The following is a 23,250-nucleotide window of genomic DNA, read 5'->3' as shown; positions in this document are numbered from 1 at the left end:
AGTGCTGCCTATGACGCAAGACGATGGTGAGCTGGACAGCCTGGTACGCAAGCGCATCCGTGCCCTGCGCCTGGCCCAGGGCTGGTCCCTGGAGGAGCTGGCCGCCCGGGCCAATGTCAGTCAGTCCACCCTCAGCCGTATCGAGAACGGCCGGCGCCGCCTCGCCCTGGACCAGCTCGTCACGCTCGCGCGGGCGCTGGACACCTCACTGGACCAGCTCGTCGAGACCGCCGTCGACGACGTCGTCTCCCATCCGATGATCGACGCCGCCCGCGGGTCGATGCGCTGGCCCATCAAGGCGGAACCCGGCATGACCGTCGTACGCCAGCGGATGACCGACCCGCCGCCCGACAGCCCGTCGCGCATGCGCGCCCACCCCGGCCGCGAATGGCTCGTCGTCCTCTCCGGCACGGCGATCCTGCTCCTCGGCAACCGCCGCATCCGCGTCGAGACCAACCAGGCGGCGGAGTTCCCCACAATGCTCCCGCACGCCATCGGCGCCGAGGGCGGCCCCTGCGAGGTCCTGGGCATCTTCGACCGTGACGCCCGCCGGGGCCACCAGCGCGGCGAGGGTGCCGGGGCGGCGAACCGCCCGGCACCATGACCGCTTGCGCGTTCCGCAACATTGCCCGCCATCGTCTTGCGCATACCGGAAGCCGTACGGTCACGGGCGGGCGGCCCGCCTAGCGTGGGCGCATGAACCACCCCTCCTCGCACACAGCGCACCACGACCACGCCCCCCATGCCCACGGCCCGCACCGCGGCCACGCCCATCCCCCTGGTCACGCCCACCCCACCGACCAGGCGAACGGCCCCGAGGCGGGCGACCAGGCGGAGTTGCTCGACCTGGACGCGGAGGTGCTCGCCGCACACACCGCGTCCATCACGGCATGGCTCCCCCTCGCGACGAGCCCGGGCCACATCGTGGACCTGGGCTGCGGGACCGGAGCCGGCACCCTCGCTCTGCTCGAGCGCTTTCCCGAGGCGGAGGTGACGGCCGTCGACTTCTCGGCGGCCCATCTGGACCGCCTGCGCGAGAAGGTGGCCGCGGTGGGGGCGACCGAGCGCGTACGCGTCGTCCAGGCCGACCTCGACGCCGCCGAGTGGCCCGACCTCGGCACGCCGGAACTCGTCTGGGCGTCGGCCTCCCTGCACCACATGGCCGACCCCGACCGGACTCTGCGCCGGATCCGCGACCTGCTGGCACCGGGCGGGCTCTTCGCCGTGGTCGAGCTCGCCGGCTTCCCCCGGTTCCTCCCCGAGGACGCCCCCGAGGACGCGCCCGGTCTCGAGGAGCGCTGCCATGCCGCGCTCGCCGACCACCACGCCGAGCACGCTCCCCACCGCGGCGCCGACTGGGGTGCCAAGCTCGCCGACGCCGGCTTCGCCGTCGAAGGCGAGCGGGTCCTCACCGTCGACATCGGCGCGCCCTCCACGGACGCGGTCGGCCGCTACGCCCTGGCCAGTCTGCGCCGTCTGCGTGACGGAGCCGCTTCCGCCCTGCCGTCCGGGGACCTGGCCGCGCTCGACCGGCTCCTCGACGCCGACAGCCCGCACGGCATCCTGCGCCGCGGTGACCTTCGCGTGCGCACCGAGCGCACCGTGTGGGCCGCCCGCCGCGTCTGACCCACCTCGACGCCTTCCACCCACACGGAATCCGCCCCGCGCCGTGGAGCGCGTGGGCGGATCCGGTGGGCGCCGGGGGTGGCGCACGTCAAAGCCCGGGCGGGGGTCCGGCCGCCGCGCCGGCCATTATCCTGCCGCGGCCCGCTGTCTTCCGGCGTCAGCCCGGGCGAGGGCCGGAAGCGTCGTCGTCGTCGGCGTCCACGCCGGTGAACGCGGAGTCCTTCTTGGTGCCGGTGGGGCGTTGCGACCGGCCCTTGCGACCCGTGTCGTGCATGCCCTTCTCCGGCGTGCCGCCGCGCTTCTCACCGCGGCTCGTGTCGCTGTGGACGGTGTCGCCGGGGACGCCCTGCTCTTCCTCTTCCGAGGTCTTCCGTCCCTTGCCGCGCGAGGGCGCGTGTTCCTGGGGGTGGAAGGACCGCGAGGCGCTCGGATTGTCCTGCTGCCGGGTCTCGTCCACGTCGGGGGACCAACCGTGGTGCCCGGCCATGCGGTCGCGGGGCGGTTCGCCGCCGCGAGAGGGCCCGGATGACTTCGGTTTCTCGGCCATCAGCCGACCTGCCTGTCCGTGGGGGAGGTACGCCTCCGCATACCCCTGGGACCTCCGATTTTCCCACGGGCCGTACGGCACGTCACCTCGGCCGCGCCCCGGCGCCCCCGGAGCGCCCCTCCCGAATCAGCCCGTCCGAAGCCCTGCTCGCGCCCTGTCCGGAGCGAGCCCTCCCCTCTGCGGGCCGAAGCGGCCGAAGCCCCCCGCCTCTCTTCGCCCGCGGCGCCCGTCCGGGCCCCGCGCCGCGATCCGCCCGCCAATCGGTGGCACGGGCGACTCGAACGGGTGAGGTGCGGCTCCGCCGCCCGCGTCCGCGCTCCCGTGTGCCCGAGGATCGCTGGCGGTCGGTGGAACGCCTTCCCCGGGGCCGTACCGACCACCGCACCCCGGAAGGGCCGCCATGCGCATCCTGCTCATCGCCAGCAGCTTCAACAGCCTCACCCAACGCGTCCTGGTCGAGCTGCGCGACCGCGGGCACACCGTCCCGGTGGAGGTCACGCCCGACGGTCCCGCCGTGCGCGACGCCGTCTCGCGCCACGCGCCCGACCTGATCGTCGCCCCCATGCTCAAGGCCGTCGTGCCCCGGGACGTGTGGACGGCGTACCGGTGCCTGATCGTGCACCCGGGGCCGGTGGGCGACCGTGGCCCGTCCTCGCTCGACCGGGCGGTCCAGTCGGGCGCCACCACGTGGGGCGTCACCGTCCTCCAGGCCGACGAGGAGCTCGACGCCGGTGACGTCTGGGCGTCCGCCGACTTCCCCGTCCCGGATGTCGGCAAGAGCGATCTGTACCGCAACGAACTGTCGGACGCCGCCGTGACCGCCGTGCTCCTCGCCGTCGAGCGGGTCGCCTCCGGAGCCGCGCCCCGTCCCCAGACCGGCCCGGTGCGTGCCCTTCCCACGCTCCGGCAGGACCAGCGCCGGATCTCCTGGGACGAGGACACCACCGAGACCGTGCTGCGCATCCTGCGGGCCGCCGACTCGCAGCCCGGTGTCCGCGACGACCTGCTCGGCGCCGAGTGGTTCCTGCACGGCGGCCACGCCGAGGACGGCCTGCGCGGCCGGCCCGGAACGCTGCTCGCCACCCGGGCGGGCGCCGTCTGCCGGGCCACGGCGGACGGCGCGGTGTGGATCCCCGAGCTGCGGACCCGCACCGGCGCCGGCCGGCCGCGTGCCTGCAAGCTCCCCGCCACCACGGCGCTCGCGGGGCGGTTGCCACGGCTTCCCGAACTCCCGGCGCCCCTGGAGCCGACGGGCGAGGGGCGGACCTGGTCAGACATCCGCTACCGCGAGCACGGGCCCGTCGGCGTCCTGTCGTTCGCGTTCCCCGGCGGAGCGATGAGCACCGACCAGTGCCGCCGCCTGCTCGACGCCTACCGGACGGCCTGTACCCGTCCCACCTCGGTGCTCGTCCTCGGCGGTCAGCGCGACTTCTTCTCCAACGGCATCCACCTCCACGTGATCGAGGCGTCCGCCGACCCGGCGGCCGAGTCCTGGGCCAACATCAACGCCATGAACGACCTGGTCGAGGCGGTTCTCACCACCACCGACCGGCTGGTCGTCAGCGCGATCGGCGGCAACGCCGCCGCCGGCGGAGTGATGCTCGCCCTCGCCGCCGACGAGGTCTGGTGCCGGTCGGGCTCGGTGCTCAACCCCCACTACCGGCGCATGGGCCTGTACGGGTCGGAGTACTGGACGTACACCCTGCCCCGCAGGGTGGGCCCGGCCCTGGCCGCCCGGCTCACCGACGAAGCCCGGCCCGTCTCCGCGGCGGCCTCGCTCGACATGGGGCTCGTCGACAGGGTCGTCGACCGCGGGCCCGGCGAGTTCGCCGACGAGGTCACCCGGTTGGCCGCCCACCTGGCGTCGCGTCCGGGGCTCGAACTGCGCGTCGCGGCGAAGAAGGCGGAACACGAGCGCCGGGAGTCCCACAGCCCCCTTGCGGCCCACCGCCGGGAGGAGCTCTCCCGGATGCGACGGATCTTCGACGATCCCGCCGCGTCCTACCACGCGCTGCGCCGGGCGTTCGTCCGGAAAGAGGCCGCCCGCGTGCCGTCCCCGGACGGCCCAGGTGCGGGCGCGGCCGTCCCGGCCGACTGTTAAGCAAGACATGGGCCCGACAGGCGGCCCTGCCGATCCCTCCTCAGGAGGCGACTCATGAGCGCAGTAACTCCGGCCCCGGCCGAGGAACAGGGTGCCGTCCCCGGCAGCGAAGAGAAGCCGATCCACATCCTCTGGATCAACGCGGGTCTGAGCTGCGACGGCGACTCGGTGGCCCTGACCGCCGCGATGCAGCCCAGCATCGAGGAGATCGCCCTGGCCGGGCTCCCGGGCCTGCCCAGGATCGCGGTCCACTGGCCGCTGATCGACTTCGAGTGCGGCCCGGTGGGCGGCGCGGACACCTTCATCGAGTGGTTCTTCAAGGGGGAGCGCGGCGAGATCGACCCGTTCGTGCTGGTCGTCGAGGGATCGATCCCGAACGAGGCCATCAAGCAGGAGGGGTACTGGTGCGGCTTCGGCGACGACCCGGAGACCGGCCAGCCCATCACCACGAGCGAGTGGATCGACCGGCTGGCGCCCAAGGCGCTCGCGGTGGTCGCGATCGGCACCTGCGCCACCTACGGCGGCATCCACGCGATGGCGGGCAACCCTACCGGCGCGATGGGCGTGCCGGACTACCTCGGCTGGGACTGGAAGTCCCAGGCCGGCATCCCGATCGTGTGCGTACCCGGCTGTCCCATCCAGCCCGACAACTTCGCGGAGACGCTGACGTACCTGCTCTACCAGGCCGTCGGCTCCGCGCCCATGATCCCCCTGGACGACAAGCTCCGACCGACGTGGCTCTTCGGCGCGACCGTGCACGAGGGCTGCGACCGGGCCGGCTACTACGAGCAGGGCCAGTTCGCCACGACGTACGACTCTCCCAAGTGCCTGGTGAAACTGGGCTGCTGGGGGCCGGTCGTCAAGTGCAACGTCCCCAAGCGCGGCTGGATGAACGGCATCGGCGGCTGCCCGAACGTCGGCGGCATCTGCATCGCGTGCACGATGCCCGGATTCCCGGACAAGTTCATGCCGTTCATGGACGAACCTCCCGGCGGCAAGGTGTCCAGCACCGCCAGCGGCGTCTACGGCTCCGTCATCCGCCGCCTGCGGACCGTGACGGCCAAGACCGTGGACAAGGAGCCGAAGTGGCGGCACACCGGCGAGAGCATCACCACCGGATACCGGCCGCCTTGGTAGCCGTACCCCCACCGCCCCGCCTCCGGGCCGGCCTCCGCACGACCCCCCATCCACCGCACTGTTCGCGAAGTCGAAGAGCTCACGAAGGGCATCACAACGACCATGGCATCTCCGGCGAAGACGACGGGTGACGGTTCCGGACTGGTGGAGATGGCGTGGGACCCCATCACCCGGATCGTGGGCAGTCTCGGCATCCACACCAAGATCGATTTCAAGCAGAAGCGCGTCGCGGAGTGCTACAGCACGTCCTCCGTCTTCCGCGGCTACAGCGTCTTCATGCGGGGCAAGGACCCCCGCGACGCGCACTTCATCACCAGCCGCATCTGCGGCATCTGCGGCGACAACCACGCCACCTGCTCCGTGTACGCGCAGAACATGGCGTACGGCGTGAAGCCGCCCCACCTCGGCGAGTGGATCATCAACCTCGGCGAGTCCGCGGAGTACATGTTCGACCACAACATCTTCCAGGAGAACCTGGTCGGGGTCGACTACTGCGAGAAGATGGTCCGCGAGACCAACCCCGGCGTCCTGGAACTCGCCGAACGCACCGAGGCCCCGCACGCCGGCGAGCACGGCTACCGCACGATCGCCGACATCATGCGGTCGCTCAACCCCCTCGAAGGCGAGTTCTACCGCGAGGCGCTCCAGGTCAGCCGCTACACCCGCGAGATGTTCTGCCTGATGGAGGGACGCCACGTCCACCCCTCCACGCTCTATCCCGGCGGCGTCGGGACGATCGCGTCGGTGCAGCTCTTCACCGACTACCTCAGCCGCCTGATGCGCTACGTGGAGTTCATGAAGCGCGTCGTCCCGCTCCACGACGACCTCTTCGACTTCTTCTACGAGGCACTGCCCGGCTACGAGGAGGTCGGCCGCCGCCGCGTCCTGCTCGGCTGCTGGGGCGCGCTCAACGACCCCGAGTACTGCGACTTCACCTACGCCAACATGAGCGACTGGGGACGGAAGATGTTCGTCACCCCGGGCGTCGTCGTCGACGGCAAGCTGGTGACCAACGACCTCACCGAGATCAACCTCGGCATCCGCATCCTCCTCGGCAGCTCCTACTACGAGGACTGGCAGGGCCAGGAGCAGTTCGTCACCCACGACCCGCTGGGCAACCCGGTCGACCCCCGTCACCCGTGGAACCAGCACACCATCCCGGCCCCGCAGAAGCGGAACTTCGACGACAAGTACAGCTGGGTCATGTCCCCGCGCTGGTTCGACGGCAAGGACCACCTGGCGCTGGACACCGGCGGCGGCCCCATCGCGCGCCTGTGGTCCACCGCCCTCTCCGGCCTCGTCGACATCGGCTACGTCAAGGCCACCGGGCACAGCGTCGTCATCAACCTCCCCCGCACGATGACCAAGCCGGAGACCACCTTCGAGTGGAAGATCCCCCGGTGGAGCAACGCCCTGGAGCGCAACCGCGCCCGGACGTACTTCCAGGCGTACGCGGCGGCCGTCGCCCTGCACTGCGCCGAGAAGGGCCTGGAGGAGGTCCGCGCCGGACGCACCCAGACCTGGGAGAAGTTCGAGGTGCCCGACGAGTCCATCGGCGTCGGTTTCACCGAGGCCGTCCGCGGCGTCCTCTCCCACCACATGGTCATCAGGGACGGCAAGATCGCCAACTACCACCCGTACCCGCCCACCCCGTGGAACGCCTCCACCCGGGACACGTTCGGCACCCCCGGCCCGTACGAGGACGCCGTGCAGAACACCCCGATCTTCGAGGAGAACACCCCGGAGAACTTCAAGGGCATCGACATCATGCGCGCCGTGCGCAGCTTCGACCCCTGCCTGCCGTGCGGCGTCCACATGTACACGGGCAACGGCAGGACCGTGAAGCAGATGCACGTCCCCACCGGCCTGAGCGGCCTGGCCGGATGAGCGCGACCACCGCCGAGCAGGCGGGCCGCCGGGTCGAGGAGGTCCTCGACCGCCTCGCGGAGACCGGGGACGCCGACGCCGTCGCGGCGGCGGAGGAGATCGTGCGCGTCCTCATGGAGTTCTACGGCAGCGGGCTCGCCCGCGTCGTCGACCTCCTCGGCCGCCCCGCCGCCCGCCCGCCCGCCGACCCGCTGAGCCCGCTGCTCGCCGACGAACTCGTGGCCGGCCTCCTCAACCTCCACGGACTCCATCCCGAGGACACGCCGACCCGCATCGACCGGGCCCTGTCCGCGCTGCCGCAGCCCGTGGAGATCGCCGGGTTCGACCCGGCCGACGGGGTGCTCCGGCTCCGCGTCACCGCCTCGTCCGGCTGCGGCTGCCCCAGCACCCAGGAGTCCGTCCGGCAGGCCGCCGCGGACGCCCTCGCCTGCTTCGCCCCCGAGGTGACCGGCATCGAGCTGGAACCCGCCGCTCCGCGCGAGCCGGCGCTGCTCCAGATCGGCACCCGTCCGCCGCACGCGGGCGCCGACGGCCGCTCCCCGGCCACGGCCTCGTGAACGGCATCCCGACCGGCGCCGTGCGCGCCCCCGGACCCACCGGCCTGCGCCGGTTCACCACCCCGCGCCCGCCCCGCGAGGAGCGCTGCGAACTGTGCGGGGTCCGGCTGCCCGACGAGCACCACAAGCATCTGGTCGACATCGAGAAGCGGGCCATGGTCTGCGCCTGCGGCCCGTGCTCGCAGCTCATGGACCGCTCCGGCGGCACGCAGAGCCGCTTCCGCGCGGTCCCCGGACGCGTCCTGACCGACCCCGCGCACCGCATCGACGACCGAGCCTGGGAGTCCCTGCGGATCCCGGTCTCGGTCGCCTTCCTCTTCCGCAACTCCGCCCTCGAACGGCCGGTGGCCTTCTACCCCAGCCCCGCGGGCGCCACCGAGAGCGAACTGGAGGAGTCGTCCTGGCAGTCGGTCCTCGACGCCACCCGCCTCGCCGCCCACCTCGAACCCGACGTGGAAGCCCTGCTGCTGCGCCGCCACGAGGGCCGCACCGAGTGCTTCCTCGTGCCCATCGACCTCTGCTACGAACTGGTTGGCCGCATGCGACTGCACTGGCAGGGCTTCGACGGAGGGGCCGAGGCGCGGGCGGACCTCGACGCCCTCTTCACCCGCGTACGCGGCCAGGCGCGCGAGCCGCAGGGGAGCCGGCCGTGACCGAGTTCTCCTTCAGCTGCACCGACGTCCGCGCCGACGCCTACGCGGCGGGGCCCACCCTCGTCTTCCGGCTGCGGATCACCGCCTCCGGCGGCACCCGGGTCCACGCCCTGGCCCTGCGCTGCCAGATCCGCATCGAACCCGCCCGGCGCGGATACGACGACGCCGAGGCCGAGGCACTGGGCGACCTCTTCGGCGAGCGCTCACGCTGGGGCAGCAGCCTCAACCCCGTCCAGTTCGCCCAGGCCTCCGTCATGGTGCCCGGCTTCACCGGCGAGATCGAGACCGACCTCGTCGTGCCGTGCACCTACGACACCGACATCGCCGCGTCCCGCTACTTCCGCGCGCTCTCCGACGGCGACGTCCCGCTCCTCCTCCTCTTCTCCGGCACCGCCTTCACCGGCGCGGGCGGCTTCCACGTCGAGCCCGTGCCCTGGGACAAGGAGGTCTCCCACCGGATGCCCGTGAAGGTCTGGCGGGAAATGATCGACCAGCACTTCCCGGGGTGCGGATGGATCCGCCTCCCGGGCGACACCATGGACGCCCTGCTCGCCTACCGGTCGCGGCAGGCCCTGCCGTCCTGGCAGGCCACCGTCGAGACCCTGCTCGAAGCGGCGGGGGAGAGGACACGATGACCACCGTCGCCTTCACCGCCGGCACCGAGGCGCGGTTCGCCGTCGCCCGGCACGTCGCCGACGCCGTCCTCTTCGAGGGGTACGTCCTCTACCCGTACCGCGCGTCCGCCGCCAAGAACCGGCTGCGCTGGCAGTTCGGCGTCCTGGTGCCCCCGTCGTGGACCGCCGCCGCCGAAGAACACGACTTCCAGCACACCGAGTGCCTGATGGAGCCCCGGACCGGCGCCGAACTCGCCGTGGAGGTCCGTTTCCTGCGCGCCCAGCGGCGGACCGTCGAGGAGCTCCGCGCGGACGGGACGTTCGCTCCGACGAACGAACTCCGTCTGGACGACCGGGTCCTCGTGGCCTGGGACGAAGGCGTCGAGGAGCGCGTCACGCTCGCCGCCCCCGTCGGGGAACTGCGCGGCGACGGGATCGCCCTGCCCTTCACCCGCCCCGCCGCCGAGGAGACGGAGGACGTCACCGACGCCGCGGGGCACGTCCTCGGCAGGCTCGTCCGCCGCCGCGAGGAGATCCACGGCGTCCTGCGGATCTCGACGGCCGAACTCGACGGCCCGTACCGCGTCGAACGCCTGACGGTCACGGTGGAGAACACCAACACCTGGACCGCGGAACACGGCACGGACCGCCACGCGGCGCTGCCGTACTCCCTGGTCGCCACCCACACGCTGCTCCGCCTCGACGGAGGGTCGTTCCTGTCGATGACCGACCCGCCGGAGTGGGCCAAGGGCGCCGTCGCCGCCTGCCGCAACCTCCACACCTGGCCCGTCCTGGCCGGCGAACCCGGACACGACGACCTGATGCTGTCCTCGCCGATCATCCTCGAGGACCACCCGGCCATCGCGCCCGAGAGCCCCGGGGCCCTCTACGACTCCACCGAGATCGACGAGATCCTCGCCCTGCGCACCGCGGCCCTCACCGACGAGGAGAAGCGCGAGGCGAGAGGGACCGACGCGCGCGCCGCGGCCGTCATCGACCTGGCGGACACCATGCCGCCCGAGGTGCTGGAACGCCTGCACGGGGCCGTACGCAGCCTCCGGAGCGTCACCGGACCGCCGGAGGACGCGCTCGGCGGCATCCTCGAACCGGACACCCCGTGGTGGGACCCGGGCGGCGACACCGGTGTCGACCCCGGCCGCGACCACGTCCTCGTCGACGGCCGCGAGGTGCGCGCCGGCAGCAGGGTCGTGCTGCGGCCGAGGCTGCACCGCAGCGACGCCCAGGACCTCTTCCTCGACGGCCGAGCCGCCCTGGTCGAGGCCGTCCTGCACGACGTCGACGGCGGGGTGCACATCGCCGTGACCGTCGAGGACGACCCGGGCGCCGACATCCGCCGCGAACAGGGCCGGTTCCTCTACTTCCAGCCCGACGAGGTCGCGGTCCTGGAGGACGCGTGAACGGCCGCGCGCCCGGCGAGGCCGGCACCTGCACGCCGCATCCGGCCGGGACGTCCGAGTCCGGTCCGGTAGAGGCACCCGCGGCCGGTCCGGCCCGCACCCTCGTGGCCGGTGTCGGCAACATCTTCCTCGGCGACGACGGCTTCGGGGTCGAGACCGCGCGACGCCTGGCCCAGGAGGACCTTCCGCCGCACGTCGAGGTGGCCGACGTCGGAGTGCGCGGCGTCCACCTCGCCTACCAGCTCCTCGACGACTGGGACACCCTCGTCCTCGTCGACGTCACCGCCCGCGGTGGCGCACCGGGGACGCTGTACCTGATCGACGCCTCGACGGCCGGAGAGCGGACCGCCGACCGGCAGCCCGCACCGCTCGACGGCCACAGGATGACGCCCGACGCCGTCCTCGCCCTGCTCGACACGTTGTGCGCGGGCACCGGGGCCACACCGCCACGGCGGATCCTCGTCGTCGGCTGCGAACCGGCCTGCCTCGACGAGGGCATCGGCCTCAGCCCGAAGGTCGCCGCCGCGGTGCCCGGCGCGGTCCGCATGGTGACCGAACTGGTCCGCCAGGAAGCCGTCGTATGAAGCCCCCCAGGGAGTGACCATGACCAAGCGCAAGAACAAGAACAAGAACGTCATCGGCACGGCCGCCGCCGTCGGCACCGCCGCCCTGGCGGTCGTGGCCGTCGTCAGGGGAGTCCTGCCCGACGTCCGGCGCTACCTGCGCATCAGCAGGATGTGAAACGCGCGGGACGCCCGCCCGCGGGCCGGTCCGCGTTCCCCCTTCCCCGGTCGGAGGACCTGTCGTGGCGCCCCGCGGACACGGCGCCGCACGGCCCTGCCGGGGGCCGGCCGGTCAAGGGGCCGCTCGCGGGCGTCCGTACGCCCGCCGGGCCGCCCCGCTTCTCCGGGGCGGTCTTCTCACCGCCCGCGCCCGCCGCTTGGGGGTGTCTTGCCGATCTCGCCGCCGGGGTCGCGCCGCTCCCTGATCCGGCCTGATCGACGAGACACCCCTGAGGAGTGTCCGGAGGGCGTCGCGACCCAGGCGAGACGTTACGGACGTGACCTAGGATCGTGTCCTGCCCGATCCCCTCTCCGATGTCGATGCGTCGATCTCGGACTCGACGACACACCCTGGCAGCTCGGTCTCGCCCTCCTGCTGCCGGGAGCGGGGGGCCCTGCGTCATCGTCACCTCGACGCTTCTGCAGTCGGTCGTGGACCGGTCGGTCCTGACCCAGGCCTTCACCTGGACGAACGCCGCCGGCGCGGCGGGGATCGCCGTCTCCGCCGCCGTGGCCGGGCGCCTCGCCGACGGTCCGGGCGGCCCACGCGCCGGCTTCCTCCTCCCTCTCCTGGCCCTGACCGCCGCGGCGGCCCTGGCCTGGTCGAGCCGTCACGCCCTCACGACGGCCACCGCAGGCAGCGCGGCCCCGCCCGGTGGAGGCCGATGAGACGGGCGCCGCCCACTGACCGAGCGGCAGGGACGAGACGGGCGGCGGATACCGCGGGAAGTCTGCCCGGAACCGGCCGTGTTGCGATTCCGCCAAGACCCCCCGCCGCTACGGCGCTCTGTGCCAAGGTGCGTGGCTTCGGGACAAAGGAGGGGCTTTGCCGGGAATCTCGTACGGAAAGACGTCCGCGGCGACACGGGGCGGAGGGGGCGGCTCGACGAGGACCCGGAGGTTCCTCGTCCTCGGGCTGCTCATGGCCCTCGCGGCCTGCTCGCCGGGCAACGGCTCCGACGACAGGACGACGTCGGGCGGAAAGGCGGCGTCCGCCTCCGCCTCGGCCTCGGCGCCCGCCGTGTCGGGGACCGTCGCGGCGGACGGTCTGACGCTGAAGGGCCCGCGGGGTCTCGGGGTTCGCGTGGCGGGTGGGGCGCTGCCCGTCGGCATGCGGGTGGACGTCGCCGAGGCGTCCGGTGCGCCCGTGGAGCAGCTGGGCACGCTCGCCCGCTCCGCGCCGGTGTGGGACGTGCACGCGGACGCGCCGCCGTCCGGAGAGGTGACACTGACGATGCCGTACGACCCCGCGGCGGTGCCCGAGGGGGCCACGGCGCGGGTCGTCACGTACGACCCGGAGACGAAGAGGTGGTATCCGGTCGCGACCGAGCCCGACGCGGACGCGCGCGTGCTGACGGCGACCCTTGAGGGCTTCTCCTGGAAGACCTGGATCGTCGACCGCGTCGAGGACGTGGTGGGCGCGGCCTCCTGGGCGGAGTACCAGGCGGGACGGCTGCTCGGGACCCGTGCCGCCAAGCCGGACTGTTCGGGCCGGCCGAAGGTCCCCGACTGGGTCAAGGACGTGACCACCGTGACCGACGACAACGCGCAGATCTTCGCCTGCGGTCACGGCGACGGCGACAAGCTGGTGCTGGAGATCGCCAATAACCGCGGATACCCGGTGTCGGTCGTCTTCGACCGGCCGTACGACAGCATGACGTCCTCGTCGTGGACGGAGGGGGTCTCCGGCGTCTTCCAGCAGGTCGCGGCGGTGCGGGCGAGCAACCGTGTGCCGCTCATCAGCGCTGGCTCGGCCACGGTCGTCTTCGACCGCCCCGCGCGGCAGGCCGGTGTCATCCAGGGGTGGGCCCGGCGTGACACCGGGGCGCTCGCCCTGTGGCTGACCACGGAGGTGTTCCTCGCCGCCGGCGGTGACGTCCCGGTCGGTGCCGGCAAGACCCTGGGCCTCGCGAACGTGGACTGCCTCGCGAAGACGTCCACGTCGGTGTGGGCGACCGCCGGCCGCGCGGCGGACGCCGACGCCGCCGGTGCGGCGGCCGAGCTCGGCGGACTGCGCGAGTGCCTGGCGCGGTCGTTGGAGACGGGTGTCAGGGCGTGGGGGGTGGATCCGTCACGGGCCATCCATCAGTCCGCGGACAGCCTGCGGCTTCCGCAGGAGCAGCTGGGCGCCGTGAAGGCACTGCGCTACCTGTACTTCCTGGGCGTGGCCGAGTGGTCCCTGCAGGCCGGCGACCTCCTGGTCAACGACAGCACCCCGGAGGCGAGGCTCGTGGACCTCTCCGTGCGGTGGCGCCGCGACGCCGTGGTGAGGAGCATGCCGCTGTTCGACCTCACGCCGACCGACCGGGGCGGTGGTTCCTCCGGGCAGCACGTGGACGCCGTCCTGGCGGGGGAGGGCTTTCCGCGTTCCACGGGGGCCTGGGTCGGGTGTGAGGGGGAACCGGCGAGCGTGACCTACGCATTGAACGGCCGGTTCACGGCCCTCGTCGCGAAGGCGGGGCTCCAGCCGCACACCCCGGACGACATCACGGCCGAGATGGTGGTCGTGGCGGACGGCGAGCGCCGCACCGCGGTCCGGGTCACCCGGGCCGCGACGGCGAGCATCGAGATCGACGTGACCGGGGTGGAGACCCTGCAGTTGACCGCCGAGAAGGTGGAGGGCACGTGCGGGACGTCGGACACCCCGTACGGCGCCTGGGGCGACGCGGTCCTGCTCGCGGGCCGCTGACGACGCCCTGACCCCGCCCTGCCGCCCGGCCCGGAAAGTCCACCGGCGCCGGCCTCCTGGAGGAGCAGGAGGCCGGCGCCGTGGGCGGGGGCGGCGGGTCAGAACTGGAGCGACCAGGCGTTGACGTACCCGGTGTCGTTCGTCCAGTTGTCGGTGACGCGCAGCTTCCACGTGCCGTCGGCGGTCTCACCGGAGGCGTTGACCGTGTAGGTGGTCCGGACGTCGTCCGCGCTGTCGTTGCTGTTGTAGTCCTTCAGGAGGTACGCGGAGCCGTCGGGGGCGATCAGTTCCACGCGCAGGTCGCCGCGGTAGGTGTGCCGGATGTCCACCGCGACGGCGAGGCCGGACGGGGCGTTGCCGCCCACGCCGGTCACGGTGAGCGGGGAGTCGACGGTGGCGTTGTCACGGATGGTGTGGTCGTCGGTGTTCTCGAAGCGCGGCCCGGTGGGCGGCGGGGTGGTGCCGCCACCCGTGTACAGGAGACGGTTCGGGGAGCCCGTGCGGGCGTCCGTGACCTTGTCGGCGGTGGCGTCGGCCACCAGCTTCTCCCGGACCTGGGCGGGCGACCAGGTCGGGTTCGCGGCGAGGATCAGCGCCGCCGCGCCCGCCACGTGCGGGGATGCCATGGAGGTGCCGCTGTCGGAGCGGGAGGCGGTGTCGCCCGAGTGGGACGTGGAGACGATGGAGTCGCCCGGGGCGAAGAGGTCCAGGCAGGAGCCGTAGTTCGACCCCTGGCCGTTGGACCAGCCGGTGGCGCGGGCGTCTCTGCTCGTGGTGGCGCCGACCGTGATGGCCGTCGGCGTGGACGCCGGTGAGTACTGGCAGGAGTCGCCGTTGTTGTTGCCCGCCGCGACGACCCAGGTGACCCCGGACGCGATGGATGAGGCCACCGCGTCGTTGACGGACTGGTTCTTGCCGCCGCCGATGCTCATGTTGGCCACCGCCGGCTTGACCGCGTTCTTGGTGACCCAGTCGATGCCCGCGAGCACCGGGGCCCAGCTGCTGCCGGAGCTGCCCTGGCAGTTCAGCACCCGGACGCTGACGAGCTTCACGCCCTTGGCGACGCCGAACGAGCCGCCGCCAACCGTCCCCGCGACATGGGTGCCGTGGCCGTGGCAGTCGGAGGCGTTGGAGTCGTCGTCGATGAAGTCGTAGCCGCTGGCCGCCCTGCCGCCGAAGTCGCGGTGGCTCAGACGGACGCCGGAGTCCAGGACGTACGCGGTGACGTTGGACGCGGTGGTGGCGTAGGTGTAGCGCGCGTCCGTCGGCAGGGAGCGCTGGTCGATGCGGTCCAGGCCCCAGGACGGCGGGTCGGTCTGGGTGTCGGCGGCGTGGGCGACGCCGTCGGCCTCCACGCGGGCGACGGACGGATCGGCGGCCAGCTCCTTCGCCTTCTCCTCGGTCATCGTGACCGCGAAGCCGCGCAGGGCGGCGGTGTAGGTGTGCCGCACGCTGCCCGCGTGCCGTTTGGCCAGGGCCGTGGCGGCGGCGGGTATGTCGGTGCGGGCTACCGAGTCCCGGAAGGTGACGATGTAGGAGCCGTCGATGGCCCCGGGGCGGTCCGCGCCGACGATGCGGCCCTCGCCGCCCGGGGGTACGGGTGCGGCCTCGGCGGCTCCGGCGGTGGCGCCGGCCCCGACGAGCAAGGCGGCACTGGCGCCGGCGGCGAGCAGTTGCCGGACGGCGAGAGCGTCGAAACGCATGGGTTCTCCCTTGAGAGCGATCCGGAGGAGCACACGCCTGTCGGGCTCATGACAGGAGTGGCCGGTGGTGTCGGACGTTCGCGAGCGGTGGTGTGGGTGCCGCACGGAACGGGACTCCGTGCGGCACCGGGTCGGACCACGTCGTACGGCTGCGTGGGGGCAGCCGCCCCCCGGACACCCGGTCCTGCCGGCCGTGGACCGGCAGGGGCGAGGCGAGGACGTCGTCCGACCGCCCAGAGCTTCGGACGAGGGAGGGGAACCGGGCAATCCGTAGCGCTACCCAAAGAGTGGGAGAGCGGAGCGCCGCGATCCGGGGCCGGGGTGTGGGACGCACGGTCCGGCAAGCCCCGTCAATCCTTGGGTGGCGAACCCCTATTGCGTCGGGGGTGGCGAGCCGGTAGACCACCCACCACCTGCTCACGCGGCGGGTCGGGAGGGCCAGGTGTGGCAGCCGGAGTCGAACGCGGATGACCGGCGGGAGACGACGGACGACGGAAGGCGTGCGGTCTCGGGCGTACGCGTCGGGTGAACGGTGTCGGGTGAAGGGCGTCCTCGGGCGTGGAGGAGGAGTCAGTGGAAGGTCCTGCCGGTCTCGTCGGTCGCGAGGCGGAACTCGGTCGCCTCCGCTCGGTGATCGGGCGGGGCCCATGCCTGGCGATCGTGCGCGGGGAGGCCGGGGCGGGCGCCTCCCGGCTGGTGGACGCGCTGTTGGCCGACCAGGTGTGCGCGGACTGGACGCACCTGCGCGGAACCTGCCCCGACCCGGCGGTGGAGCCCTGCCTCTCCGCCGTCGTCGACGCGCTGGCCGGACTGCCGTACCGGCCGGACCTCGTCCTGCCGCCGGTGACCGGGGTCGTCGGGACGGTGGTCCCGGAGCTCGCGGACCGACTGCCGCCGCCGGAGGAGTTCGACCCGGCGCTGGAGCAGGGCCTGTTCGCACGGGGGGTACGGGCCCTGCTCGCCGCTCTGGGCCCGACCGTGCTGGTCGTGGAGGACGTGCACGCGGCGGACGCCCGCACCCTCGACGTACTGCGTCACCTCACCGCGTCCATGCCGTCGGCCCTCCGGCTGGTCCTCACCGAACGCGCCGCCCCCGGCCTGCCCGTCCTCGGCATCGGGGCCGGGTGCCGGGTTCGGACGGAGGAGGTGGTCGTCCGGCCCTGGACCGCGCGGGAGACGGGGGAGTACGTCCGAAGACGGCTCGGCGGGCGTACCGCCGAACCCGGCTTCACCGAGCTGGTGCACGGCCGTACGGGCGGTCTGCCCGGCGCGGTCGAGGCCCTGCTGCGGGAGGTCGGACGCGACGGCGGGCCGGTCGGGGCGGCGGACGTGAGCGCGGCCGGGGTGCCGCCGATCCTCCGGCGGGACCTGGCCCGGCGGCGCGGGCCGCTCACCGACGACGCCGACCGGATGGTGGAGGCGGCGGCGCTCCTCGACCGGCCGGTCGCCGTGGACGTGCTGGCCGAGGCGGCGGGGGTGCCGGCCGGGGACGCCGAGCGGGCCGTGGCCCTCGCCGTCCGGTGCGCGGTGCTGCGGATCGACGGACGCCGGGCGGGGTTCCGGCACCCCCTGGACCGTCAGGCGGTGTACGAGGAGATCCCCGGGCCCCGGCTGGAGCGGCTCGCCCTGCGTGCCGCACGCGCGCTGCACCGGGTGGAAAGACCCCTGCCTTTGGCGGACCTGGCCCGTCTGTACCGCACGGCCGGCCGGCCCGGGGATGCCGCCCGGTACCTGGTCGCGGCGGCCGACCGGGCCGCGGCCGAGGGCGACTACGCCGCCGCCACGGCCCGGTACACCACGGCCATCGCCGAGGAGCCCCGGGCCGCCACCCGTATCCGCACCGCCGCGAAGCTCGCCCGCACCGCCCAGCTCGCCCGCGCCGGCGACGACGTGGTGAACGCCGTCCGGCGCGTCCTGGAGGAGGACGCTCCGCCGGCCCGGCTGCGCGGAGAGATCCGTCTCCACCTGAGTGTCGTCCTGCGCAACCAGAGCGCCGCGCCGCTCGACAGCCTGAACGAGATCGCCCGCGCCATCCCCGACCTGGAGGCGTCCGATCCGCAGACGGCCGCCCGGGCGATGTCCGTGGCGGCCATCCCCTCCATCAAGGGGTGGCCGGTCAGCCGCCATCGGAGCTGGCTGGAGAAGGTCGGGGCCGTCGGCGACACACTGACCGAGCCCGTGACCCGGGCAGCGGTCGCCGCGAACCGCGTCACGGCCCTGATGCTCCTCGGCGACCGGCGGGCATGGGCCTGCGCCGACGAGCTGCGCCGTCCGGCGGCCTCCGCCCTGGAGGCCGCCCAACAGGCCCGGGGGTGGGCCAACCTGGCGCACGCGACCACCGCCCTCGGGCACACCGCGCGGGCCCGGGAGTTCCTGGACCGCGCCCGTGCCGGACTCGCCGCCACGTTCAGCCCGTACCTGGAAGGGCTGACGCAGACCGCGCGCCTGGTCGTCGACTGGCACGAGGGGCGGTGGGCCGACCTGCACGAAGCCGCCGACCGTGCCACCCGCGCGTACCGCGACATCCCCGACCTGACCGCCGAGGCCATGCTCGTGCGCGGACTCACCGCGCTCCACGTCCTCGGCGACGTGCTCACCGCCCGCCGCGACCTCGCCGAGGCCGCCCGTACCACCCGCTACGACACCGGGTTCATCCTCACCGCCTCCGCCGCGGCCCTCGCCCGTCTGCACCTGCAGGCGGGGCGGCCCGGACGGGCCTGCGACGCGGTGGAGACGGCGCTGCACCACCTCGACCGGACCGGCGGCTGGGTGTGGGCCACCGAGGTCGTCCCCACCGCCGTCGAGGCGCTGCACGGCAGCGGGCAGAGCGCGCGGGCGCACCGGCTCGTCGAGGACTTCGCCGCCGGGACCGCCGACTGCGACGCCCCGGCCGCCTCGGCCGCGCTCGCCGTGGGCCGGGCCCTGCTGGCGGAGGCGGACGGCCGCCCCGCCGAGGCCGCCACGCTGCTGGACGGTGCGGAGGCCGCCTGGCGGCGGCTGGGCCGCCCCTTCGACGCGGCCCGCGCGACGGAGGCCCGCGGGCGGTGCCTCTTCCACGACGGGCAGGAGGAGGCGGCGGCGACCGTGCGGGCCGCGATCACCGTCTACCAGGACCTCGGGGCGCGCTGGGACGTGGCCCGCTGCCACCGGCTCCTGCGCCGCCACGACGTCGTGACCACACACCGGCGCGGGCGCCTCGGCTACGGGGACCGGCTCTCCCCTCGGGAGGAGGAGGTGGCCGTACTCGTCGCCCGCGGCCGGGCGAACCGCGAGATCGCCGAGAGTCTCGTCCTGTCCACCCGCACGGTCGAGCACCATGTCGCCAGCGTCATGAGGAAGTTGAACGTCACCTCCCGCACGGCCATCGCCGCCGCGCACGCCGCCGTCCCCGTCGAGGAGGGCGGGACAGCGTGGAGGTAGCCCGCCCGGCCGGTACGCCCCGGGAGCGGGCCGGGCACGACCCGCGGGCGCAACTGCCGCGGCGCGCCTACTGCTGCAAAGTGGTCGGCCCGGAGACCTACAGGACGGTCGCCACGACGGTGGGAACGACCGGGAGCCGCGGGACCAGCGCGACCCACCCGTTCAGCTCCGGGTCGTACGTGTACCAGGAGTCGTAGGCGTCGCTGACGACCGCGAGACCCTGAGACCGCACCACCGCCCCAGCGCGACCGCGGATCGCGCGGCCCGCCCAACCGTCGACCCGCCCGCCCTTCGGCCCGTCCGCCCGGCGTGCTCCACCGAACGGACGACACCGTCGCGCGGACCGGCGCGGCGGGCGGGTCCGCACCGGCCGTCCGTCCTCTAATGGCGCCCGAGAGACACCCCCGCGTCCAGGACGGAGCCCGATGCACGAGATGTCCGTCGCGGTGGCCGTCGTCGACCAGGTCGAGACGGCGGCGCGGTCCCGGGGCGCCGTGGGTGTCGCCAGCATCCGACTGGACGTGGGCGAGCTGGCCGGCGTCGTCGGCGACGCGCTCGCCTTCTGTTTCGAACTCGCCTGCGCCGGAACCGTCGTCGAGGGCGCCGAGCTGATCACCCGTACCGTCCCCGGCACCGCGCGCTGTGAACCGTGCGCCACGTCCTGGGCGGTCGGCATGCCGCCACGACTGCTCTGTCCCGGCTGCGGGGCCGCGGCCGCCGAGCTCGTCTCCGGCCGCGAACTCCGGATCCGGGAGGTCCGCTGGGCCGACCCCGCGACGGTACGCGAACGAGGCCGTCAACCGATCTCCGAGGAGAGCTGAGCATGTGCCGAGCCGTCGACCTCCAGCGTGCCGTCCTCGCCAAGAACGAGGCCGCGGCCGGGATCCTGCGCGCCGAACTGGCCGCCCGGGGCACCACCCTCGTCAACCTGCTCTCCAGCCCGGGCAGCGGCAAGACCGCCCTGCTGGAACGCGAGCTGCGGCTCGCCCGTGAGCGGGGCGTCGGCGCCGCCGCGCTCACCGCGGACCTGGCCACGGAGAACGACGCCGTACGGCTCGCGCGCTCCGGAGTCCCCGTCAAGCAGGTGCTCACCGACGGCCTGTGCCACCTGGAGGCCGACATGGTCGCCCGGCACCTGCACGACTGGCTGCCCGAGTCCACCCGGCTGCTGTTCGTCGAGAACGTCGGCAACCTCGTCTGCCCCGCCGGCTACGACCTCGGCGAGTCCCTCCGGGTCGCTCTCGCCTCCGTCACCGAAGGGGAGGACAAGCCCCTGAAGTACCCCACCGCCTTCGGCCTCGCCCACCTGGTGGTCGTCACCAAGACCGACATGGCCGAGGCGGCGGAGTTCGACGAGACGGCCTTCCGCCACAACGTGCAGCAGGTCAACCCCGGCGTCGAAATCGTCCTCACCTCGGTGCGCGACGGCCGGGGCGCCGGCGTCCTGCTGGACCGCGCCCTCGCCGCGGCCGAGGGCTCCGGCGTCCACACCCCGGTGATGGCCCAGGTCGGCGCGTGACCACCGCGCGGCCGGCGACCGCACCCGACACCGCCCCGCGGCGCAGCCGGGTGGTCGTGCGCGGTGTCGTGCAGGGCGTCGGGTTCCGGCCCTACGTCTACGCCCTCGCCACCGGGCTGCGCCTCTCCGGCCATGTCACCAACACGTCGGACGGCGTCGTCGCGGAGGTCGAGGGCGACCCCGCGGACGTGGCCGCCTTCTGCGCCCGTGTGGCCCCCGAGGCGCCACCGCTGGCCCGGGTGGAATCCGTCGAGACGGCCGACGTGGCGGCGAGCGGCGGCAGCGGCTTCACCATCGTGCCCTCCCGCCAGGGCGGCGCCGTCCGCACCCTCGTCCCCCCGGACACCGCCACCTGCGCAGACTGCCTCGCGGAGCTCGCGGACCCGGCCGACCGGCGCCATCGGCACCCCTTCATCACGTGCACCCACTGCGGCCCGCGGTTCACCATCGTCACCGGGCTGCCCTACGACCGGGCGCACACCACGATGGCCGGCTTCCCGATGTGCCCGGACTGCGCCCGCGAGTACGCGGATCCGGCCGACCGGCGCTTCCACGCCCAGCCCGTCGCCTGCCCCCACTGCGGCCCCCGGCTGCGCCTGGTCACCGCCCCGGGCGGGACATGGTCCGGGCCCGGCACCGGCGGCGAGACCCGTACGGTCGGCGACGCCCGTATGGGCAACCAGGCGCCGGGCCCCGAGCCGCGTGCCGGCACCGAACCACGTACCGGCACCGGCCCTCGTACCGGCGCCGCCGACGCCCGTACCGCCACCGGCGGCGGTCCCGACCTCGGCAGCGGTCCCCAGCCGGACCCCGATCAGCGCCCCGACCCGGTCCTCGCCGCCCGCCGGATGCTCGCGGCCGGTGCGATCCTCGCCGTCAAGGGTCTCGGGGGCTACCACCTCGCCTGCGACGCGACGAACCCCGACGCGGTGGCCGAGCTGCGGCGGCGCAAGGCGCGTGGTGACAAGCCGTTCGCGATGATGGCGGCGGACATCGCCGACATCGAACCCCTCGTCCACCTCAGCCCGCTCGAACGCGAGCTGCTCGCCGGCGGCGTCCGCCCCGTCGTGCTGCTGCGGCGCCGCGACGACGCCCGGCCGCACCACGGCGCGGACCCGGCGCGGGCCGTGGCCCCCGGCAGTCCGGACCTCGGCTTCATGCTCCCGTACACCCCCGTGCACCACCTGCTCCTCGGGCTTGGCGCGCCGGACCGGGAAGGCCCCCGGCTGCTCGTCATGACCAGCGGCAACCTCTCCGGCGAACCCATCGTCACCGACGACGCGGAGGCGCTGACCAGGCTCGCCGGCCTGGCGGACGCCTGGCTGCTGCACGACCGGCCCATCCACGTGCCCTGCGACGACTCCGTCGTCCGCGTCTGCGACGGCGAGCAGCTGACGCTGCGCCGTTCCCGGGGGTACGCCCCGCTGCCCGTCACGCTGCCCGTCGACGTCACCCCCGCCCTCGCCGTGGGAGGGGACCTGAAGAACACCTTCTGCCTGGGCGAAGGGCGTCAGGCATGGCTCTCCGCCCACGTCGGCGACATGGACGACCTCGCCACCCAGCTCGCCCTCGCCTCCGCCGAGCGCCAGTTGGAGTCCGTCACGGGCGTACGGCCCGGCCTGCTCGCCGCCGACCTGCATCCCGGCTACCGGTCCACGCGCTGGGCCCGCCGGCATGCCGCCGGACGGCCCGTCGTCCCGGTGCAGCACCACCACGCGCACGTCGCCGCGGCGATGGCGGAGCACGGTCTCGACGGCACCCGGCCCGTGATCGGTGTGGCCTTCGACGGCACCGGCTACGGTCTCGACGGCGCCGTATGGGGCGGCGAGTTCCTGATCGCGGACTACGCCGGGTTCACCCGGTTCGCGCACCTGGCCTACGTACCCCTGCCCGGCGGTGACACGGCCGTACGGCGGCCCTACCGGATGGCCCTCGCCCACCTGCGGTCCGCGGGTATCGCCGCCGACCCGGGCCTGCCGTGCGCACGCGCCTGTCCGCCGGAGGAACTTCCGCTTCTGGAGCGTCAGTTGGCGCAGGGGCTGAACTGTGTGCCCACGTCCAGCATGGGGCGCCTGTTCGACGCCGTCTCCTCCCTCGCCGGAGTCTGCCACCACGCCGGCTACGAGGCACAGGCCGCGATCGAGTTGGAGGCGGCGGCGCTGCGCGCACCCGCCACGGCGGAGGACGGACGCTACGCGTTCCGGCTGGACGCGGGAGGGGCCGGCGACGCGCTCACCGCCGACCCCGCACCCCTGCTGATGGCGGTGGCCGAGGACGTCCTCGACGGTGCGCCCGCGGCCGTCGTCGCGGCGCGGTTCCACCACGCCGTGGCCCGCCTTGTCCGTACGGTCTGCGCCGCCGCCAGGAGCGGGACCGGGGTGGGGACGGTCGCCCTGAGCGGGGGAGTGTTCGCCAACACGGTGCTCTCCTCGGCCTGCGCCCACGGCCTGCGGGAGGACGGCTTCACCGTGCTGCGCCACCGCCGGATCCCGCCGAACGACGGCGGTCTGGCCCTCGGCCAGCTCGTCGTGGCCGCCCGGCGCACCGAGGGCGCGGCCCCCGGCACCCCACGACGAGAGCGACAGTGAGGAGACACC

20 protein-coding genes are annotated in these 23,250 nt (G+C 73.9%); 17 read left to right on the top strand and 3 right to left on the bottom strand.

The genetic code is table 11. The annotated features are described in order from the left end of the window. Positions 1–10: 10 nt before the first annotated feature. Together ACZ68P_RS29065 and ACZ68P_RS29060 are read left to right on the top strand one after the other, a co-directional pair. The gene (locus ACZ68P_RS29065) at positions 11–604 is read left to right on the top strand and encodes a helix-turn-helix domain-containing protein (protein ID WP_471011360.1); all 594 of its coding nucleotides are present in this window, start codon (positions 11–13) and stop codon (positions 602–604) included. A 92-nt stretch (positions 605–696) separates the two neighbouring features. Next, positions 697–1,626, top strand: a complete 930-nt coding sequence (locus ACZ68P_RS29060; RefSeq protein WP_471011359.1) for a class I SAM-dependent methyltransferase — start codon at positions 697–699, stop codon at positions 1,624–1,626. 157 nt (positions 1,627–1,783) lie between these two features. Here ACZ68P_RS29060 and ACZ68P_RS29055 read toward each other — a convergent pair whose 3' ends face one another. Beyond that, the gene (locus ACZ68P_RS29055) at positions 1,784–2,173 is read right to left on the bottom strand and encodes a hypothetical protein (RefSeq protein WP_471011357.1); all 390 of its coding nucleotides are present in this window, start codon (positions 2,171–2,173) and stop codon (positions 1,784–1,786) included. 400 nt (positions 2,174–2,573) lie between these two features. Here ACZ68P_RS29055 and ACZ68P_RS29050 point away from each other — a divergent pair, with 400 nt between their 5' ends. The 11 genes from ACZ68P_RS29050 to ACZ68P_RS29000 all read left to right on the top strand — a co-directional run bounded on the left by ACZ68P_RS29050 (position 2,574) and on the right by ACZ68P_RS29000 (position 14,011). Further along, the gene (locus ACZ68P_RS29050; protein ID WP_471011356.1) at positions 2,574–4,274 is read left to right on the top strand and encodes an enoyl-CoA hydratase-related protein; all 1,701 of its coding nucleotides are present in this window, start codon (positions 2,574–2,576) and stop codon (positions 4,272–4,274) included. A 54-nt stretch (positions 4,275–4,328) separates the two neighbouring features. Beyond that, complete coding sequence (locus tag ACZ68P_RS29045; protein ID WP_471011355.1) at positions 4,329–5,411, top strand: NADH-quinone oxidoreductase subunit B family protein; 1,083 nt, start codon at positions 4,329–4,331, stop codon at positions 5,409–5,411. Between the two features lie 102 nt (positions 5,412–5,513). Next, positions 5,514–7,298 (top strand): nickel-dependent hydrogenase large subunit, encoded by a 1,785-nt coding sequence (locus ACZ68P_RS29040; protein WP_471011354.1) that lies wholly within the window; start codon positions 5,514–5,516, stop codon positions 7,296–7,298. Further along, entirely contained in the window at positions 7,295–7,855 is a 561-nt protein-coding gene (locus ACZ68P_RS29035; protein ID WP_471011353.1) for a hypothetical protein, read from the top strand. The genes ACZ68P_RS29040 and ACZ68P_RS29035 overlap by 4 nt, the downstream gene beginning before the upstream one ends. Then, positions 7,852–8,508 (top strand): DUF5947 family protein, encoded by a 657-nt coding sequence (locus ACZ68P_RS29030; RefSeq protein ID WP_471011351.1) that lies wholly within the window; start codon positions 7,852–7,854, stop codon positions 8,506–8,508. Before ACZ68P_RS29035 ends, ACZ68P_RS29030 begins: the two co-directional genes overlap by 4 nt. Beyond that, positions 8,505–9,143 carry a DUF6084 family protein gene (locus tag ACZ68P_RS29025; protein WP_471011350.1) on the top strand — a complete coding sequence of 213 codons (639 nt, stop codon included), beginning with the start codon at positions 8,505–8,507 and terminating at the stop codon, positions 9,141–9,143. Before ACZ68P_RS29030 ends, ACZ68P_RS29025 begins: the two co-directional genes overlap by 4 nt. Beyond that, positions 9,140–10,540 (top strand): hypothetical protein, encoded by a 1,401-nt coding sequence (locus ACZ68P_RS29020; protein WP_471011349.1) that lies wholly within the window; start codon positions 9,140–9,142, stop codon positions 10,538–10,540. The genes ACZ68P_RS29025 and ACZ68P_RS29020 overlap by 4 nt, the downstream gene beginning before the upstream one ends. Before the next feature lie 104 nt (positions 10,541–10,644). Continuing rightward, on the top strand, positions 10,645–11,124 hold the full coding sequence (locus tag ACZ68P_RS29015; RefSeq protein ID WP_471011392.1) for a hydrogenase maturation protease: 480 nt from the start codon (positions 10,645–10,647) through the stop codon (positions 11,122–11,124). Between the two features lie 19 nt (positions 11,125–11,143). Next, the gene (locus ACZ68P_RS29010) at positions 11,144–11,281 is read left to right on the top strand and encodes a DUF6893 family small protein (RefSeq protein ID WP_471011348.1); all 138 of its coding nucleotides are present in this window, start codon (positions 11,144–11,146) and stop codon (positions 11,279–11,281) included. Between the two features lie 473 nt (positions 11,282–11,754). Next, entirely contained in the window at positions 11,755–11,991 is a 237-nt protein-coding gene (locus ACZ68P_RS29005; protein ID WP_471011346.1) for a hypothetical protein, read from the top strand. A 157-nt stretch (positions 11,992–12,148) separates the two neighbouring features. Next, a complete protein-coding gene (locus ACZ68P_RS29000; RefSeq protein WP_471011344.1) occupies positions 12,149–14,011 on the top strand; it encodes an NPCBM/NEW2 domain-containing protein in 1,863 nt (620 codons plus the stop codon). 98 nt (positions 14,012–14,109) lie between these two features. Here the strand turns inward: ACZ68P_RS29000 and ACZ68P_RS28995 are convergent, their stop codons facing one another. Next, on the bottom strand, positions 14,110–15,714 hold the full coding sequence (locus ACZ68P_RS28995; protein WP_471011343.1) for a S8 family peptidase: 1,605 nt from the start codon (positions 15,712–15,714) through the stop codon (positions 14,110–14,112). Positions 15,715–16,287: 573 nt separating this feature from the next. On the opposite strand from ACZ68P_RS28995, the gene ACZ68P_RS28990 reads away from it, so the two are divergent. Continuing rightward, positions 16,288–19,134 carry a helix-turn-helix transcriptional regulator gene (locus ACZ68P_RS28990; RefSeq protein ID WP_471011342.1) on the top strand — a complete coding sequence of 949 codons (2,847 nt, stop codon included), beginning with the start codon at positions 16,288–16,290 and terminating at the stop codon, positions 19,132–19,134. 97 nt (positions 19,135–19,231) lie between these two features. Here ACZ68P_RS28990 and ACZ68P_RS28985 read toward each other — a convergent pair whose 3' ends face one another. Then, positions 19,232–19,369 carry a hypothetical protein gene (locus tag ACZ68P_RS28985; protein ID WP_471011339.1) on the bottom strand — a complete coding sequence of 46 codons (138 nt, stop codon included), beginning with the start codon at positions 19,367–19,369 and terminating at the stop codon, positions 19,232–19,234. A 190-nt stretch (positions 19,370–19,559) separates the two neighbouring features. Here ACZ68P_RS28985 and ACZ68P_RS28980 point away from each other — a divergent pair, with 190 nt between their 5' ends. The 3 genes from ACZ68P_RS28980 to hypF are packed head-to-tail and all read left to right on the top strand — an operon-like array spanning position 19,560 to position 23,241. After that, positions 19,560–19,955 (top strand): hydrogenase maturation nickel metallochaperone HypA/HybF, encoded by a 396-nt coding sequence (locus ACZ68P_RS28980; protein ID WP_471011338.1) that lies wholly within the window; start codon positions 19,560–19,562, stop codon positions 19,953–19,955. Between the two features lie 2 nt (positions 19,956–19,957). After that, positions 19,958–20,653, top strand: coding sequence for a hydrogenase nickel incorporation protein HypB (hypB, locus tag ACZ68P_RS28975; RefSeq protein ID WP_471011336.1), 696 nt, complete (start codon positions 19,958–19,960; stop codon positions 20,651–20,653). Further along, complete coding sequence (gene hypF / locus ACZ68P_RS28970) at positions 20,650–23,241, top strand: carbamoyltransferase HypF (protein WP_471011334.1); 2,592 nt, start codon at positions 20,650–20,652, stop codon at positions 23,239–23,241. Before hypB ends, hypF begins: the two co-directional genes overlap by 4 nt. The last annotated feature ends 9 nt before the right edge of the window (positions 23,242–23,250 follow it).

Source organism: Streptomyces sp. NPDC036822 (genome assembly GCF_055609145.1).
Note: the sequence above shows the minus strand (reverse complement) of the source record. Positions and strands in the feature narration are given on the sequence as shown.